The sequence below is a fragment of the Burkholderia sp. MSHR3999 genome, assembly GCF_000833595.1.
Taxonomy (GTDB): Bacteria; Pseudomonadota; Gammaproteobacteria; order Burkholderiales; family Burkholderiaceae; genus Burkholderia; species Burkholderia ubonensis.
The window spans coordinates 119993-136885 of record NZ_JRFO01000005.1 but is presented as its reverse complement, the minus strand read 5'-3'; the positions used below and the strand labels follow the sequence as shown (position 1 = coordinate 136885).

The window sequence follows — 16893 nt, the reverse complement described above, 5'->3', positions numbered from 1 at the left end:
GCGTATTCTCCGAACATGGGCGCCGTCATAGTTTTCCCTACCTCGACATCCGTCGCTCGGACATTTACCTTCCATGGAAGACGAATGCGATTCGTCTGATCCGTATCATGGAACGAGGCATGGAAATGAAAGAATCAGGAGATCACCAGGCGGCCACCCGATCCCGGGGCACGCCGTCGCCGGCCGAAGCCGCCGGCTTCGTCTGGACCGACGACTACGCGCTCGGCCATCGGTCGATGGACGACACGCATCACGAGTTCGTCGAATGCGTCGATACGCTGCTCACGACGGCCGACGCCAACCTCGCGGCCGCGCTCGAAGCGTTTGCCGAGCACGCATGCCGCCACTTCGGCGAAGAGGACGACGCGATGCGCGACACGGCCTACGGATCGGCCGGCTGCCATATCGACGAGCACGCCGCCGTGCTCCGGTCGCTCGACGCGGTGCGCGCCGCGCTGGCCGAAGGCCGCCCGCAGGTCGTCCGCGCGTTTGCGAGCGCGCTCGCGGACTGGTTTCCCGAGCATGTGCGCGTCATGGACATGGGCCTTGCGCGCTGGCTGATTCAGCGCCAACTGGGTGCGGCCCCGGTCGTCATCCGGCGCCACCTGCAGCGTGCCGCCTGAAATGTCTGTCATTTATCCGGAAGTCGTCATGGAAACGTCCCACACTCCCATCAACGCCACGTTGCAAGTCTGCGTCTGCGCGAAGACGTGGCTGGCCGAAGACATCTACGGCTACGAGCTCGCGCCGCTGTCGGACACGCCGTTGCCCCGCTTCGAAGCCGGCGCGCACATCGACGTGCATCTGCCCGGCGGACTGGTGCGCCAGTATTCCCTTTACGACCTGCCGGACGACCGGCAGCGCTACCGGATCGGCGTGCTGCGCGATCCGCAATCCCGCGGCGGCTCCGTCGCGTTTCACGACAGCGTGCGGGCCGGCGATACGCTCACGATCAGCGCGCCGCGCAATCACTTCGCGCTGCACGACGGCCCAGACCGGTCGATCCTGTTTGCCGGCGGCATCGGCATCACGCCGATCCTCTGCATGGCCCGGCAACTGACGCGCGAGAACCGGCCGTTCGAGATGCACTACTGCGGCCGTTCGCTGTCGCGGATGGCGCTCGTCGACGAGGTGCGGCAGATCGGGGACGGCACGCAGGCACACGTGCACGCCGACGACGGTCCGACCGAGCAGCAACTGGATGCCCGCGCCGCGATCGGCGCGCCGTCCGGGGACCGGCACCTGTACGTGTGCGGGCCGACGGGCTTCATGGATCACATCCTGCAGGCCGCGCGCACGCTCGGCTGGGACGATGCGCATCTGCATCGCGAATATTTCGCGGCGGCGCCGGTCGAGTCGTCGGACGAAGACGCACCGTTCGAAGTCGAAATCCACAGCAGCGGCAAAGTCATCGAGGTAGCGGCCGACCAGAGCGTCGCGCACGCGCTGCTCGATGCCGGATTCGACCTGCCGCTGTCCTGCGAGCAAGGCGTCTGCGGCACCTGCATGACCACGGTGCTGGCCGGCGAACCCGACCATCGGGACCTTTACCTGACCGACGACGAGCGCGCGCGCGCAACGATTGCTTCATGCCGTGCTGCTCGCGTGCCAAATCCGCGCGATTGGTCCTCGATCTTTGACGCCGCCGCGCGCGCTCTCCTGAGGAGATTGACATGTTGACCAAGCAGGACAATGAACTGATGTGCCGCACCGGCGCGGGCACCGCGATGGGCGGTGCGATGCGCCGCTTCTGGCTGCCCGTGATCCAGTCGTCCGACCTCCCGCCGCCGAACGGCGACCCGAAAACGATCGAGCTGCTCGGGCAGCGGTTCGTGGTCTGGCGCGACCAGGACGGACGCCCCGGCCTCTACGACGAGGGCTGCCTGCACCGCGGCGCGTCGATGCAGCTCGCCCGCGCTGACGGCGATGGCCTGCGCTGCATCTATCACGGCTGGAAATTCGCGGTGGACGGGACGGTGCTCGAAACGCCGAACGTCCCCGATCCGAAATTCAAGGAGCGCCTCAAGGGCCGCACGTACCCGGTTCGCGAAGCGGGCGGCCTGATGTGGACCTACCTCGGCCCGCGGGACAAGGAGCCGCCGTTCCCGCACCGGGCATTCATGGACCAGCCGGATTCCCATCGCATCAACGTGTGCGCGATCGTCAACTGCAACTTCGTGCAGGTGATCGAGGGGCTCGTCGACTCGTCGCATCTGAGCGTGCTGCACAGCTCCGCACTGGCCCAGACCAACCACTCCAACCTGGACTACGCGGGAAAGATCACGCACATGCAGTTCGACGCCGCCCCGACGATCGAGGCGGACGAAACGGATTTCGGCTTTCACTACGTCGCGATCCGTCAGGCCGGCGAAAACCGCATCGCCCGCGTCACGTCGTTCATCGCGCCGAGCTTCATCGCCAACGCGAACGGCGACGTGTGGCTTGCCGTGGTCCCGATCAACGACGAGCGCTGCTACTTCTTCCACGTGTGGTGGGATGCCGAGAAGCCCATTGGCGAAGAGCCGCTGCGCAGCGCGCAGCTCACGTTCGTCGGCCTCGACGAGCCGACGCTGCGCAAATACGGGATGACGCTCGACACCTGCGACTCGCCGGCGGCGATGTTGTTCGTCAACGGCTACCGGCAGGATCGCCAGTCGCAGCGCAACGGCCACTTCACCGGCTTCGACGGCATCACGCAGGAAGACGCCGCTTGCAGCATCTCGAGCGGCCCGATCCGCGACCGGTCGCAGGAAATGCTGTCGAGCGCGGATCTCGCGATCAGCCGCCTTCATCGCACGCTGCTCGCGTGCGCGCGCGCGCAGCGCGATCAGCAGGACATTCCGGCGCTGCGCGCGGAATCGGGCCGCGCGATCGGCATCTCCGGAGAGGTTGGTCCGGGCGAGGACTGGCGGCAACTGGTTCCGCACCACCGGATCGTTTCGCCGTCCGGCGCGCGCACGCAGCGCAACTCATAACCCGGCTTTGAAGAGGAGTTCGATATGTTGAGCCACGAAGAAAACGAGATGCTGTGCCGCGTCGGCCCAGGCACGCCCGGCGGCGCATTGATGCGGCGTTTCTGGCATCCGGTCTGCACGTCCGCGCAACTGCCCGGCGCGGACTGCGCGCCGCTGCGCGTGCGGCTGCTCGGCGAGCAATACGTCGCGTTCCGGGACACGAACGGCCAGGTCGGCCTGCTCGAGGAGCTGTGCATGCACCGCGGCGCATCGCTCGCGCTCGGACGCGTCGAGGAAGGCGGCATTCGCTGCCTGTATCACGGCTGGAAGTTCAGTGTGGCCGGCGCCGTGATGGAAACGCCGAACCATGCCGATCCGAAGTATGCGGCGCGGATGAAGGCGCCGGCGTTCCCGGTGCGCGAAGCCGGCGGGATCGTCTGGGCATACGTCGGGCCGAAGGAGCAGGAACCCGTGTTCTCGCGCTACGCATTCATGGATGCGGAACCGAGCCATCGCGTCGTGCTGCGCATCAACGTCGCGTGCAACTACCTTCAACTGGTCGAGGGCGGCGAGGACAGCTCGCACGTCGGCGTGCTGCACACCAATATGGCGCGGCCCGGCTGGAAGGACGACGCGTTCACGCGCAATCCGGACGTCGTGAATCCGGCCGCGCTCGCGTCGAACGATCTCGAACCGTCGCTGAAGATCGAGGACACGGCGTTCGGCTTCCACTACGTCGCGCTGCGCAAGACCGACGAGCCGGGCGTGCGCAACGCGCGCGTCGTTCCGTTCATCGTGCCGTACGGCCGCATCATTCCCGCGCCGGCGTTCCTGTTCACGGTGCTCGAGGTTCCCGAAGACGACACGCACACGAGCACCTACATCGTCGTGCACGGCGACTCGCCGGTCACCGAGGAAAAGATCATCGCGCTGCTCGGCCTGGACGATCCGAAGTATTACGATCGCAAGAACTGCACGTTCAACGCGAGCTGGGCGGATTCGTTCGGCCAGAGCCGCGCGCTGATGAAGGAAAACTGGACCGGCCTGCGCGGCGTCGAAGTCGAAGACGCGACGATCGGGCTGTCCCAAGGCCCGCTCTACGACCGTTCGCGCGAGCATCTGGTGCCCGCGGACCAGGCCGTGGTGCGCGTGCGCCGCGTGCTGCTGGCCGCGGTCAGGCGCGTGATGAACAACGAGCAGCCGGTGGCGCTCGGCCTCGATCTGCGCGGCGTCAGCGCGTGCGACCGGCCGCTCGCCGAGGGCGCGGCCTGGCAGGATCTGCTGCCGGCGCATCGCGAAACCATCGAAGCCTGAGGAGAACCCTGATGACGAACGATCAAACGGGCAGCCGCACACCGGACTACCTGTCGCTGCTGCGGCTCGACGGACGCGGTTTCGTGGTGCTCGGCGCGGGCCGGGGCATCGGCGAGCAGGCGGTTCACGCGCTTGCCCAGGCCGGCGCGCGCGTGCTCTGCGTCGACTGCGACGAAGCGCTCGCCCACCGCATTGCCGAAGCCGCTGGCGGCATTCCCTGCGTGGCCGACGCAACGTCGCGCACCGACATGCAGCGCGTGTTCGACACGGCGCGCAAGCACTTCGGCCGCATCCACGGCGTCGTCGACATCATCGGCGTTGCGGGCATCAAGCCGCTGGCCGCCGTCGACGATGCATCGTGGGATCAGCAGTTCGACATCGTCGTGCGCCATGCGTACCTCGCGCTGCAGATCGGCGGCGAGATGATGAAGGCCGACGGCGGCGGCACGTTCGCGTTCGTCGGCTCGCTCGCCGGCGATCGCTCGGTGCCGAACGAGGTCGCGTATGCGGCGTCGAAGGCCGCGCTGCATCATCTCGTGCGCTGCGCGGGCGTCGAGTATGCGCCGTACAACGTGCGCATCAACGCGGTGTCTCCGGGGTTCGTCCGCACACCGCGACTGAATCAGCGTCTGGACGAAGCGACCTGGACGCGGGTCGGCGATGCGATTCCGATCGGGCGCGCAGCCACGCCCGCCGAAATCGCGGGTCACCTGTTGTTCCTCGCATCCGACCTGAGCGCCCACATGGCCGGCGAAATCGTCACCGTCGATGGCGGCCTCAGTGTGAAAGCCGCCATTCCCGCCATCAGGTTTGCCCCGTCGGCAACGCCCACTCCATGACCACGATGACACATTCGTCCCTGCGCGACCGGATTCATCCGTCGCTGCGTGCACTCGCCGACGCGGCCGCCGCGCGGCCGAGCCTCGCGCAGATCAGCGCCGGCGAGGCACGCGCCGGCATCGCCGCGCGCACCGCCTCGCGGGCGCCCGGCCCCCGCATCGACAAGGTCTTCGACCTCGCGATTCCCGGCCCGGGCGGCGGCATCCCGGTGCGCATCTACCATCCCGGCGGCGCCGTTGGGGTGACGATGGCCTTTCACGGCGGCGGATGGCGGATGGGCAATCTCGACAGCTTCGACGCCGTCTGCCGGCATCTGGCCAACGACTCCGGGCTGGCCGTGATCAGCGTCGACTATCGGCTCGCACCCGAGCATCCGTTCCCCGCGGCGCTGGAAGACGTGTGGGCGGCGACCCTGTGGGCCGCCGAGCACGGTCACGAGCACGGGCTTCCGACCGGTCGACTGACGGTGTTCGGCGAATCGGCCGGCGGCAATCTCGCCGCCGTCGTGTGCCTGCTCGCGCGGGAGCAGGCCCGGCCGCGCCTGCTCGCGCAGGCGCTCGTGTATCCGGCGACGGACGCTCGTCAGCAGCACGCGTCGTTGTCCGTTTATGCGGAAGGCTTCGTGCAGCGCACCGCCGACGTCGCGCATGCGTTCCGCGAGTACGCGCTCGATCACGGCATATCGCCGTCGACCTGGACCCTGTCTCCGTTCCATGCGGACAGCCACGCGAACCTGCCGCCGGCCCTCGTGATCACCGCCGAGTGCGACGTTCTGTGCGACGACGGTGAAGCCTACGCGCGCAAGCTCGCCGAAGCAGGCGTTCCGACGACGTGCGTGCGTTATACGGGCATGCTGCACACGTTTTACGGCATGCGCGGCGAGGTCGACGCCGCCGCGCTGGCCCAGCGGCAGGTTGCCGACGCGCTGCGTGCCGCCGTGCAGACCGGTTAGCGATGGATGCGGTCGTGCGATTGCAATCGACGGGCGGGGTATCCGGGCATACCGGCGTGGGCGGCCGGGGCGAGCGCTGCGACGCCGGGAAACTTACGTACAATGGCGGACAGCGATGCCGGCCGCCGCCCCTTTACGATCGATCCGGTCGCACGCCCTTCCAAGGAAGTCATCGAGATGAGCACCGCAGACGCGAAGCAGCCCGCCCGCCCCCGAACCGGGGCAAAAACAGCTTCGACGCAGACAGAATTCGCCCCCAAGCCGAGTCTTCCGCGTAACAGCCTGATCGAGCTGATCACGCTGCAGTGGCAACACGAGCACAGCGATCTCGATCTTTCGAATTTCCTGCTGGCGATCTACTTCATGCGACTCGGCACGCTCGTCGAGCAGTCGTTCGACAAGATGTGCCAGCGCATGTGGGGCATCAGCGGGTCCGACATGCGCGTGCTGCTCGCGTTGCGCCGCAGCGGGCACCCGTACGCGAAGCGTCCGACCGATCTGTACCGCGCGCTGCTCGTGACGTCGGGCGCGATCACCAAGAAGATCGACCGCCTCGCGAGCCTCGGGATGGTGGAACGTCAGCCGGACCCGAGCCACGCCGGCGGATTCATCGTCCACTTGACCAGGAAAGGGCTCGACGTCGTCGAAAAGGCCGTCGTGAAGCTCGCGAACGAATCGTCGATCGCACCGGCGATGGCGCATTTTTCGGATGCCGAGCGCGCAGCCGGCAACGAATTCTGCCTGCGCACGCTGGCGTTGATGGAAGAAACCGTGCTCCAGGAACTCGACGACGCGCCAAGCGTGCCGTCCGCGCCGCGAACCAGGCAAACGCGGCGCACGCCGCGCAGCCGCAAGTAAGCGGCGGGCCAACGCCGCCTACCGCACGCTCTGCTGCCGCTGGATTTCCTTCGCCTTCATCTGCAGGTAGTCCTGCCGGTCCAGCTCGTGAAGCTGCCGCGCGTACTGCTCGGTCGCGTCGAACCAGCGGGCAAGACGCTGGTCGAGCGGCTTGTCGAGCGTCCCGAGGTACGCGTCGATCGCGAGGTAATAGCGCATCGTGTTGCGCTCCAGCAGCCCGCGCACGCCGCCGATATACGCAGGCGGCGTCGCGGCGGGCGCGCTTGCGACGGTAAAGCCGACCTTGTCGCGCCCGATGGTCCCCAGATAGGCCTTCATCGCCAAGCGCCCGACCGTGCCGAAGCCGTACGCGTACGTCAGATGGAGGAACGTGCGCGTGTCGCCGACCGGGATCGCTTCCAGTGCGATGCGGTAGTCCTTCGTGCTCATCGGCCCGCTGTCGGCATCGAGATCGACCTGGAAATAGCCCGGCGTCGCGGGCGCCGCACGATAGCGGAACGTCACGCGATAGGTGTCGTCCAGATTCTGCTCGACCTTCCTGCCGAGGTTGACGTCGAGCGTCGCGCCGTCGCTGCTCGACGATGCGCGGCAGTACTTGACGTTCAGGTGCAGGATCAGCACGTCGCACCAGTTGGCCGGCCCCCGCGCGGGGTCGTTGAGCCTGCCGTTGACCACGGCGAACGGATAGTCGACGACGGCGTAGATGTCGCCCCGCAGCGTCGACTTTCCCTCCGACGACTCGAGGTAGAGCGGACGTCGGAACGGATTGTGCTTCAGTTGCTCCGACAGGTCGTGGTATCGGTCGAGCAGCGTCGCGGCGGCGTCCGCGCCGAACGACAGCGCGCTCCAGCACAGACACCATGCGGCAAGGATGGCGCGGCATCCCGCCCAAAACAGTCGGTTCACTTCGGTATTTTCAGCGGTCGACATTGGCAGGCTCCGGCCGGCGGCGCCGGTCTGAACAAGCTTACCCCTCTTGCGTCAGCGCTTGCGCGGCTTGGGCGGCGGCAACTGCGCAGCCGTGATCCGGATCAGCCGGGACAGCCACTCGCGCTCGTCCCACCGCTCGCCCGAAATGACGAAGCACGGCTTCGCACCCGGATACGGCGGGCCTTCCTCGCATTCGCCGAGAAAGGCCTTGCCGTCGGGCGTCGGCTTGACGAACAGCCGGTCGTCGCAGACGAGCGCCACCATCTTTCCGTCGCAATAGATGCCGTATTCGCCGAACATCTTCCGCGCCGACACGGCGCCGGCCGCCGCCATCTGTTCGACGATGAAATCCACGGTGCTTTGGCTCGATGCCATGCGTTTCCTCGAAAAAAACAAGCCAGGTTGATGCGATGCGCGACGCACTCGCGCCGCCGTCACTTTTCCGCCGAGAACGCGTCCGACAACTGGCGCGCCCGTTTCACGTCGTCGCCGTGCAGGTAGATCGACGTGGTCGAGATCGATACGTGACGCAGATTATCCCGCACGGTCGTCAGCTCGGCGCCGCGCGCGAGCGCGTGGGTCGCGTGCGTGTGGCGCATCCAGTGCGGGCTGGCTTGCCGCAGCTTCGCGGCGAGCGACGGGTTGTCCGCGTCGACGAGATCGGCCGTCTGCCCGAAGAAGCGCTGCAGCACCTTCCAGAGCCGCACGCTGGTGATCGCGGCGTCGCCGTCCTCGGCCAGGCTCGGGATCAGCGGCGTATCGGGCCGCCAGCGGCTCGGCGTGACCGGCAGGCGGCGCGCGACCCTGGCCGCCTTGCGCCCTTTCCCGACGACCTTGATCCACGAATCGCCGTGCGCGTCGGTCTCGATGTCGCCGAGCGTCGCGCCGACCAGTTCGCTCGCGCGCAATCCCGTCGCATAGCCGAAGTCCAGGATGAAGCGCAGCCGTTGCGCCGCCGCCGGCTCCCAGCCGTACGACCATTCGAGCCCGTCGGCGATCGTCCTGACGAGCAGCCATTCCCCTTCGGTGAACGCATGCGACGTGTCGAGCACGATCGACCGGCGCGTATCGCGCACCTTGACGCCGGCGAACGGATTCGCGAGCAGATAGCGCTGCTCGATCAGCCAGCGGAACAGCGCGCCGAGCACGGACAGCGTGTACGCGGCCGAGCGCGCCGACAGGCCGCCGGAGAACGGGCGCCAGTCGGCCGCGCCGCGCGGCCGCACCGGCCCGATCCAGCGTTCGGCCGGCGTCGGGCGGCGCAGGAACGCGCGGTACGCGACCGCGTCCTCGGTGGTCAGCGACGACAGCGCGCGGCCGCGCTCGACGATCGCCCACAGGATCAGCCGCTCGGCCTCCTTCCGGTACGCGCGCCGGGTCGCCGTGGATTCGTGCAGTGACAGCCACGCCTGCACCGCCTGGTAGTCGTTGTCCGCGTCGAGCGTGCAGGTGGCGCGCGGCGCGCGGAAGGTCCCGGCCGATCCGTCGACTTCATGCGGCAGCCGGAGTTGTTCCCACGGCACGATGCCGCTCGGCGGCGACACCGCGACGAGCGCCCGCGCGCGCGCCGTCAGTTCCGGATGCGCGGCGAAGAATGCCTCGATGCGGCGCGCGCTGGCGAGGCCGAGCCCGGGAATCGCCTTCCACCACTGGCGGCGGCGCGGAATCCGCACGGTGAGATCGGCCAGCGTCGCAATGCCGTGCGCCCGCAGCGCGGCGACTGCGCGGGCGGGCAGCCAGTCGTCGACGGCGTCGCCGATGTGCGGCGACGGCGCGCGCGCATGCCGCAGGATCTCGATCGCTTCGGCGACTGCCTTTGCCTCCCGTAAATGCTCACCTTCGGGATGCGACAGCACATGCGCGAGATCGGGCCGGCGCGCCGATTGCGCGGCGCGCACGAGGCGGCGGCGAATGCCGCCGAGCACGCCGCGCGCCGAGCGTCGCGCACCCAGCCGGTCCGGCAGATAGCGTTCCACCGCGTCGCGGACCGTCATCCCGGCGTACCATGCGCGCAGCGCGGCAAGCTCGTCGGCATCGGGAAAGCCGGCGGGAGCGGATTCGGTCGGCAGAGGCGGGGGTGGGAGCGGGTTCATCCTGTCAGTGTGACATGGAAGCGATAGCATCAAGATAACTTTCATTATCTTGATGGATCGATCGCAAGGCAGCGGATGCCGACTGCCGGATCCGTCAGAATGGATCACCAGCGCGAAGCAGGCGCGCACGAATCAACCGACCACCGAGGCAGACGACAAATGAAACCGGGCGCTTCGTTCGGAATCCTCTGGGCAGCGTTGTGCGCCGCTGTCGGCTCGACATGGGTGGAGCTGCTGTTGTGGTGGCTCCACGGCGACGATGCCGTTCGGAACCTGTATCGCGACGCGCGCCTCACGGCTGCCATCGTCATGGGCCGACGCGTGCTCGGGCCGCCAGCCGGCTTCGAGCCGCTCGTCATGGGCATGGCGACGCTCGTGCATCTGTTTCTGTCGCTCGCCTACACCGCCGTGCTGGCGGTGGCGATTCATCGGCTGTCGCTGCGGCCGGCGCTGCTCGTGGGAGCCGTGTTCGGGCTTCTTCTCTACGGGATCAACCTGTACGGTTTCACCGAGGTCTTCCCGTGGTTCGTTCCGGTTCGCGGCGCCATCACGCAGGCGGCCCATCTGGCATTCGGGATCACGGCGGCGGCGGCCTACCGGCTTGCCGGATGGTCGACACGGCGGCGCTTGTGACGGTGCCCCGAACGAGAACCGAATGACACCGAGTTCGCACCGATCGCCACCGAAGTCGGCGCACCGGTCGACCCGCTGCCCGCCTTGCAATTCGTCCGACGAGACGATCGCGTTCGCCCCATCGCGCGCCGCGTGTTGAATTTGGCCTCGGCCTGCACTAGCTTTTTTAAATGCCCGAACGATGCTGCGACGCCTCGCCGGCCGCGAATCGACGATCGTCGCAGCGCAATCCGATGGAGCACCTGCGATGCGTTGCCGCGCAGCATCCCTGTTGATCCCGCTGATCTGCGCCGCCGCATTGGCGGCCCAGAGCGTCGCCGAGGAGCACGCCATGACCTTGACCCTGACTTCGCCGGCCTTTCGCGAAGGGGGCGAGATTCCCCGCCGCCATACCTGCATGGGTGCGGACGTGTCGCCGCCGCTCGCGTGGTCCGGGGTGCCCGCCAACGCAAAGAGCCTCGCGCTGATCGTCGACGACCCCGACGCGCCGGACCCGGCCGCGCCACAGATGACATGGGTCCACTGGGTGCTGTACAACATCCCGCCCACGTCGCCCGGGCTGCAGGAGGCGCTCACCGGCAGCGCGCTGCCGCCGGGCACGCTCGAAGGCATCAACGACTTCCGGCGCGTCGCGTATGGCGGCCCCTGCCCGCCTATCGGCCGCCACCGCTATTTCCACAAGCTGTACGCGCTCGATACGGTGCTGCCCGATCTCCACAAGCCGACCAAGGCGGCACTGGAGAAGGCGATGCAAGGGCATGTGGTTGCGCACGCGGAACTGCTCGGTACGTTCCGGAAGTAAGAGAGCATGGCAGGCCCGGCGAATCTCACGCAGTACATCGGAAACGACGACGCTCATCGCACCGTCCGCGTCCGCATCCGCTCCGGCGAGCATCCGCAGCGATGCGGCGTCGGGCCACACCGAACGATGGATCGATCCCGTTTGCCACCATGACCAGCACTCTTCCGCGGCGAACGGCAGGAACGGCGCGAACAAGCGCTGCAACACGGACAGGGATGCAGCCAGCGTGTGGTGCGCGGAGCAGGCGCACGCATCGCCACCCTGCGCGCGGCTTTTCACCCATTCCACATAATCGTCGCAATACCACCAGAGAAGCGCGAGCATCGCGCGATCGAGCGCCTCGCAAAGCGGCGCGGTCGAAAGCGCAAATGCGCTGCGTTTCCCATCGTGTGCTCCACTTCACTTCGAGTCCGTCGAGTCCAGGTTTCTCCGGGATGGAGCGGTGGATGGGCTGTGTCGTTGGTTGAGACATGGTGGCGCTTCCCTGTCGTCGTCTTGATATGGAAACCGGGTGGCGCGGCATGGACGGAATGGGCGCGAGCGCGGTCCATCCGTGGACCATGCGGATGTTTGATGAGAATCGCCGCGTTCAACGGCGATGCCGTCGGACGGATGACGTGTCGCGGCGGCTGCCCGATGCGCGCGCGAGACGGAGCCGGTTTCGTCGCAGGTCGTCGGAGTCTGGCGGCGTGGGGACGCGCCATCCGGGCGGACGGACTACATCAAAGCCGGGAATGTGTTCGGGGGAAGCGTGACGAGAGTGCGCGCAATGGCGCAAGCGCTTGAGGCGGGAGACAGTGATCGAACGGGTTGCCGTTGCGGCGATCAGCGCGGCTGGCTTCCACTCGCCACGATAACCTGTGATGACAGGTGTCATCCGTCATGCCGCATCAGACGCCCCCGCGACGCGCCGCAGCACCGCCATCGGGCCGAGCGTTCTGATGACCTGCATCTGCGCGGCGTCGCGCACGAAGAGCGATCCCGCAAAGCCCAGCGCGTTGATCGAAATGCCATCGACGCACTCCATGGATCTCGGAACGAGCAGCATGCCTTGCGGCATGACGAGCAGGTTGTAGGCCGAGGATTGATGCGCTTCGCCGTCGACGTCGATCGCATGCAGCCCCGTCGCGTCCAGCAGATCGCGATAGACGCCGAGCGCGCGCTGCGCGCAGTCGCTCGGCGGCGTGCCGGGCGGCAACGCCAGCCTTGCGAACGCGTGGGGAAACGCGAGACCCGCGATGGTGCAGACGGAACCGACGTCGCGCGCGGCAGCGAGAAGCGGCGCGATCGGCGGCATGGGTTCGCCTTGCGCAAACGGCAACGGAACGATCTGCAGATGCTTGTGCGGCTGGCTCGCACCGGCCGCCGCCCCGCCGTTGTAGAAACCGAGGCCCTGGAATTCGGCCATGCAGGCGAACAACGCGGTGAAGTCCGCCGCGTTCAACAGCGCTTCCTGCGGCTCGAAGCGACGCGTGACGACCAGCAGATGATGATCGATCACGTTGAACTTGTTGAGCAACGCGAGATGGGTGTCCGTGATGTCGGCGACGAAGAGGTCCGGATCGTAGGGCAGAAACGGATCGATCGATGCGCGTTTCTGGGGCCGCCCGGCTTCCCGCTTCTGCCTCTCTTCGTCCTTGCGCGCGAGGCTCGAAACCTGGCGCACGAGAAAGCGTACGCCGCCGTCTTCGATCGTCGTCCGAGTGGTCTCGACCGGACGCAACGCGCCATAGGCCAATGCGTGTTTGGTCTGGCGCAGGACGGCAGGCCAGAGCATGCCGCGCTGAAGACGCATGGAGTCGCACATGGGAAAGCCTCGAATGTTCACGGTGCCCACCGCCACATACTAGCCGCTTCGGCATGCATTCGTCGTACTCGCGCGTCATCGCGCTTCGCCGCTACGTCTGAAGGTCGAACCCGTCGTGCAGCCGTGCCGTGAATATTCGAGAACCGCGGGAATATTCGCGATGGCGCGAACGTTTAGCTTCCTCGGGCGCTCACGCGCGGAGCGATTTCTCACCAGTCAGACTGAGGAGGACATCATGTCCCAGGTCTCGTGGGGTCTCAAGGCGGCGACCGTCATCGTCCTCGCCGCCGGTTTCACCATTGCGCATGCCGCTGACAATGACGCTTACGTCGTCACGCCACTCGTGTCCAATCTGGCCGGCTCGGCCCCGAAGGTCGACCCCGTGCTGCAGAACGCATGGGGGGTTGCCTTCAGTCCGGCAGGCAGTCCATTCTGGGTCAACGACAATGCCACCGGCTGCTCCACGCTGTATGACGGCCAGGGAACCAAGGTCGCGCTGCAGGTCTCCATCCCGCTGCCGGGCAACGTGACACCGGCCAGCGCCTGTCATCCCGTCTCGTCCATCAATCCGCCGAATCCCGCGCCCGCGGCGCCGACCGGAATCGTGTGGAATCCGTCGTCGGCATTTCTCGTGCCCGGCACCAGGCTTCAGGCCGCATTCATCTTCGCGACCGAGGACGGCACGCTTTCCGCCTGGGCCGGCGGCTTGAATCCCGCGGACCGCGCCGTGCTCGCGGCCGATAACTCGTCCACGCCATCCGCGGCCAACGGAGCCGTCTACAAGGGTCTCGTCTTCGGCGTGAACGCGAAAGGCGCCTTCCTGTTCGCGACGAACTTCCGCGCGGGACGGATCGATGTATTCGGGCCCAACGGCGCGAACGGCATGTTCACGCCCGCGAAGACGGACGGCGGCTTCATCGACCCGCGCATCCCGGCCGGCTACGCGCCGTTTGGCATCGCGAACATCGATGGCGACCTTTTCGTCACCTATGCGCAACAGGACGATAAGAAGCATGACGACGTTGCCGGCAACGGTCATGGATTCGTCGACGTATTCGATACGGACGGCCACCTGCTGCGCCGCTTCGCCAGCCAAGGCACGCTCAACTCGCCGTGGGGCATCACACGCGCTTCGTTTGCATTCGGCCGCTTCAGCGGCAAGATCCTGATCGGCAACTTCGGCGACGGGCGAATCGGTGTCTTCGACGACAACGGCAGTTTTGTCGAGCAACTGGGGAACGCGGCCGGCAATCCGCTCGCGATCGACGGCCTGTGGACGCTGACGCTCGGTGGCGGCCGCAACTCGAGCCCGGACACGCTGTACTTCACCGCGGGTCCGAACAAGGAGACCAATGGCCTGTTCGGTACCATCGCGCCATCGAATGGCGCCAAGGCGCACAGGTCTGATCAGAACGAGCAATAGGCAGCAGTCGCACGTGGCCAGCGGCGGCGTCCGCTGGCCCAGTCCAGTCACGCATCAGAACCGATGCCGCAGCCCCAGCGCGACGATCACCTGGTTGTCGTTCGCGGACGGCGCCAGCGTCCATATCGTCGCGTTGAATGCCGGATTGCCCCGGCCTCCGCTCACGCTCTGGTAAACGCCTTCGAGATACACGTCCGTGCGCTTCGTGAACGCGTAATCGGCCTGCGCCACCACCTGATTCCACTTCGGCCGGGTTTCGCCCGCGCGCGATTCGAAGCGGCCCATCGTGTACGTATACGCGGCGGCGAGGCTGAATGCCCGCGTGACGAAGTAGCGCCCGTCGATCGAGAAGTTGTCGAACACCAGCGAATTGCCCTTGAGCGCGGCGATGCTGCCGCCCTGCAGCACGCCGGTCACGCCGTCGGTCGCCGAATGCGACCACCCGAGGCCGACCGAATGCAGGCCGAACGCGTAGCGTCCCGCGACGGACCAGATCTGCTGGCTGCCGCCGGTGATCGTCGCCGAGCCGTCCACCGTGCTCAGTGCGCCGTTCGGGTTGGCCAGGTTGCGGTCCCGGTTGATCTTCAGATACCCCGCGCCGAGCTTGAGCGGCCCGTTCGCATACGACACCCCCGCGCTCCACGCCGCGTTGTTGGCGAACTGGCCGGCGGTGTTCGAGAAGCCGTACATCAGGCCGAAGGTCAGCCCGTGGTACGTCGGGCTCGTGTACTTGACCGAGTTGTTGATGCGGATGTTGCGGTTGGAATCGTCGTTGTCGTACGGGTGGACGGCGAGGTTGCCGCCCCAGCCGGGACCCGACGCGCCCAGCGGCGTCACGAAATCCAGGATGAGGTCGTACTGGCGGCCGAACGTGAGCGACCCGGCCGTCTTCGAATTCAGCCCGACCCACGCCTGGCGGCCGAACATGTCGACGCCTTTCTGCGACAGCGCGCCGGTGGTGCCCGAAAAGCCGTTCTCGAGCGCGAAGATCGCCGACATCCCGCCGCCGAGGTTCTCGGCGCCGCGGATTCCCCAGCGCGAAGCGTTCTGTGCGCCGCTCGTCATCGACCAGCTGCTGCTGCCCGGCGAACCCGCGCCGTGCGTGCGCTGGTTGTTCGCGTAGGTGATCGACGTGTCGATCAGGCCGTACAGCGTCACGCTGCTTTGCGCGTGGGCCGCGCCCGCGCCGAAGCCCGCGAGGCAGGCCGCGACGACGGTCCCGGCGAGGCCGGACACCCGCCGGCCACCGAAGGTTGCTCCATGCGCGCTGGCGCGGGTCCTGTCGCGCGTGTTCTTGTTTCTATCGCAGTACATATATTATTTTTTCAGGTTGCTTTGGCGAGAACGCCGGCGTGTCACCGCGGTGGATCGACCGACGGATCGGCGGCCATTATTGGAGATGGCGCGACAGTCGATTAACGCGCTGCACAGAAAAGGTCTTCTGCAAAATCCGGACTAATCGCGCGATGTGCCGCCTCGGCCCACCTCCTTTACGGTTGCGTTCACAACCTTCATCGCACTGTGCGCCGCGTGCGAACCAGTACAGACATTTCGAACATCCCGGGTTGCGCCGCCCCCAAAACGACGAAGCCCGGTGCGCATTCGCGCACCGGGCTCGTTGCATCGCCGACGACGCGGCGAGACCTTACTTCCTGTCGAGCGAATACTTGCCCGGACCGGTCAGCGCGAGCAGCAACAGACCGCCCACGATGCTGACGTTCTTGTAGAAGTTGATCATCGCGATGTACTGATCCATCCCGTGCGCCGCCCAGTAGCGATGTCCGATGAACGCGGTGGCGACCGTATAGGCCGCGAACAGCAACGCGAGCGGCCGCGTGTAGAAGCCGATTGCGATCAGCAGGCCGCCGACCAGCTCGACCGCGACCGCGATCACCGCCGACAGCTCGGGCGAAGGCGCCCCGGTCGACGCCATGTAGGCGACGGTGCCCGAGAAGCCGGTCAGCTTCTGCCATCCGAACAGGATGAACAGCACCATCATCAGCACGCGGGCGGCGAGCAGCAGCCCATCCTTCTTCGATTCCAGTGATACGTATCGCATGGCAAGCCTCTTTCAATTGACGGGTCGATGCGTCCGTCGGCAGCCGCATCCCGATGCGGCGGGATACGTAGACGGCGGACTGCTTCTTCGCTCGATCGACCGGCAAACCGGAGCGGATCTCGCGAAGCACAGGTGCAGTTTACTGTCCTGCCATGATTCATCAATCGCCTGAAATCGGATTCGCCGTCTCGCTTTAGTGGACAATGGCCGCGCACCAAACCGTGACCA

General features: G+C 66.8%; 15 protein-coding genes and 2 pseudogenes. 10 read left to right on the top strand and 7 right to left on the bottom strand.

The window, feature by feature from the left end:
* The first annotated feature begins 125 nt into the window (after nt 1–125).
* The 7 genes and pseudogenes from KY49_RS14670 to KY49_RS14640 all read left to right on the top strand — a co-directional run bounded on the left by KY49_RS14670 (nt 126) and on the right by KY49_RS14640 (nt 6918).
* Nucleotides 126–623 (top strand): bacteriohemerythrin, encoded by a 498-nt coding sequence (locus KY49_RS14670; protein WP_071738571.1) that lies wholly within the window; start codon nt 126–128, stop codon nt 621–623.
* Nucleotides 624–651: 28 nt separating this feature from the next.
* Nucleotides 652–1640: pseudogene (locus tag KY49_RS14665) on the top strand (PDR/VanB family oxidoreductase).
* A 33-nt stretch (nt 1641–1673) separates the two neighbouring features.
* Nucleotides 1674–2975, top strand: a complete 1302-nt coding sequence (locus KY49_RS14660) for a Rieske 2Fe-2S domain-containing protein (RefSeq protein WP_042585389.1) — start codon at nt 1674–1676, stop codon at nt 2973–2975.
* 24 nt (nt 2976–2999) lie between these two features.
* A complete protein-coding gene (locus tag KY49_RS14655) occupies nt 3000–4268 on the top strand; it encodes a Rieske 2Fe-2S domain-containing protein (RefSeq protein ID WP_042585388.1) in 1269 nt (422 codons plus the stop codon).
* 11 nt (nt 4269–4279) lie between these two features.
* A complete protein-coding gene (locus KY49_RS14650; protein ID WP_042585387.1) occupies nt 4280–5107 on the top strand; it encodes an SDR family NAD(P)-dependent oxidoreductase in 828 nt (275 codons plus the stop codon).
* A 5-nt stretch (nt 5108–5112) separates the two neighbouring features.
* Entirely contained in the window at nt 5113–6060 is a 948-nt protein-coding gene (locus KY49_RS14645) for an alpha/beta hydrolase (RefSeq protein WP_042585797.1), read from the top strand.
* A gap of 177 nt (nt 6061–6237) precedes the next feature.
* Complete coding sequence (locus KY49_RS14640) at nt 6238–6918, top strand: MarR family winged helix-turn-helix transcriptional regulator (protein WP_080340697.1); 681 nt, start codon at nt 6238–6240, stop codon at nt 6916–6918.
* Between the two features lie 18 nt (nt 6919–6936).
* On the opposite strand, the gene KY49_RS14635 is transcribed toward KY49_RS14640, so the two are convergent.
* Genes KY49_RS14635 through KY49_RS14625 form a run of 3 tightly spaced genes read right to left on the bottom strand, consistent with a single transcriptional unit; the run spans nt 6937 to nt 9941 of the window.
* On the bottom strand, nt 6937–7848 hold the full coding sequence (locus KY49_RS14635) for a hypothetical protein (RefSeq protein ID WP_042585386.1): 912 nt from the start codon (nt 7846–7848) through the stop codon (nt 6937–6939).
* A gap of 51 nt (nt 7849–7899) precedes the next feature.
* Nucleotides 7900–8223, bottom strand: coding sequence for a TfoX/Sxy family protein (locus tag KY49_RS14630; RefSeq protein ID WP_042585385.1), 324 nt, complete (start codon nt 8221–8223; stop codon nt 7900–7902).
* A gap of 59 nt (nt 8224–8282) precedes the next feature.
* Entirely contained in the window at nt 8283–9941 is a 1659-nt protein-coding gene (locus tag KY49_RS14625; protein WP_042585384.1) for a site-specific integrase, read from the bottom strand.
* A 159-nt stretch (nt 9942–10100) separates the two neighbouring features.
* Here KY49_RS14625 and KY49_RS14620 point away from each other — a divergent pair, with 159 nt between their 5' ends.
* Nucleotides 10101–10574 carry a hypothetical protein gene (locus KY49_RS14620; protein WP_042585383.1) on the top strand — a complete coding sequence of 158 codons (474 nt, stop codon included), beginning with the start codon at nt 10101–10103 and terminating at the stop codon, nt 10572–10574.
* 331 nt (nt 10575–10905) lie between these two features.
* Entirely contained in the window at nt 10906–11376 is a 471-nt protein-coding gene (locus KY49_RS14615; RefSeq protein WP_042585795.1) for a YbhB/YbcL family Raf kinase inhibitor-like protein, read from the top strand.
* Nucleotides 11377–11403: 27 nt separating this feature from the next.
* On the opposite strand, the pseudogene KY49_RS35695 reads toward KY49_RS14615, so the two are convergent.
* Nucleotides 11404–11700: pseudogene (locus KY49_RS35695) on the bottom strand (class I tRNA ligase family protein); the annotation flags it as partial.
* Between the two features lie 556 nt (nt 11701–12256).
* Nucleotides 12257–13183 carry an ATP adenylyltransferase family protein gene (locus KY49_RS14610; protein WP_042585382.1) on the bottom strand — a complete coding sequence of 309 codons (927 nt, stop codon included), beginning with the start codon at nt 13181–13183 and terminating at the stop codon, nt 12257–12259.
* A gap of 235 nt (nt 13184–13418) precedes the next feature.
* Here KY49_RS14610 and KY49_RS14605 point away from each other — a divergent pair, with 235 nt between their 5' ends.
* Nucleotides 13419–14606 (top strand): TIGR03118 family protein, encoded by a 1188-nt coding sequence (locus KY49_RS14605; RefSeq protein WP_042585381.1) that lies wholly within the window; start codon nt 13419–13421, stop codon nt 14604–14606.
* A 54-nt stretch (nt 14607–14660) separates the two neighbouring features.
* Here the strand turns inward: KY49_RS14605 and KY49_RS14600 are convergent, their stop codons facing one another.
* Nucleotides 14661–15920: a porin gene (locus KY49_RS14600; protein ID WP_442854623.1), complete on the bottom strand. Its 1260-nt coding sequence runs from the start codon at nt 15918–15920 to the stop codon at nt 14661–14663.
* Nucleotides 15921–16251: 331 nt separating this feature from the next.
* Nucleotides 16252–16665: a DoxX family protein gene (locus KY49_RS14595; RefSeq protein ID WP_042585379.1), complete on the bottom strand. Its 414-nt coding sequence runs from the start codon at nt 16663–16665 to the stop codon at nt 16252–16254.
* Nucleotides 16666–16893: the final 228 nt, after the last annotated feature.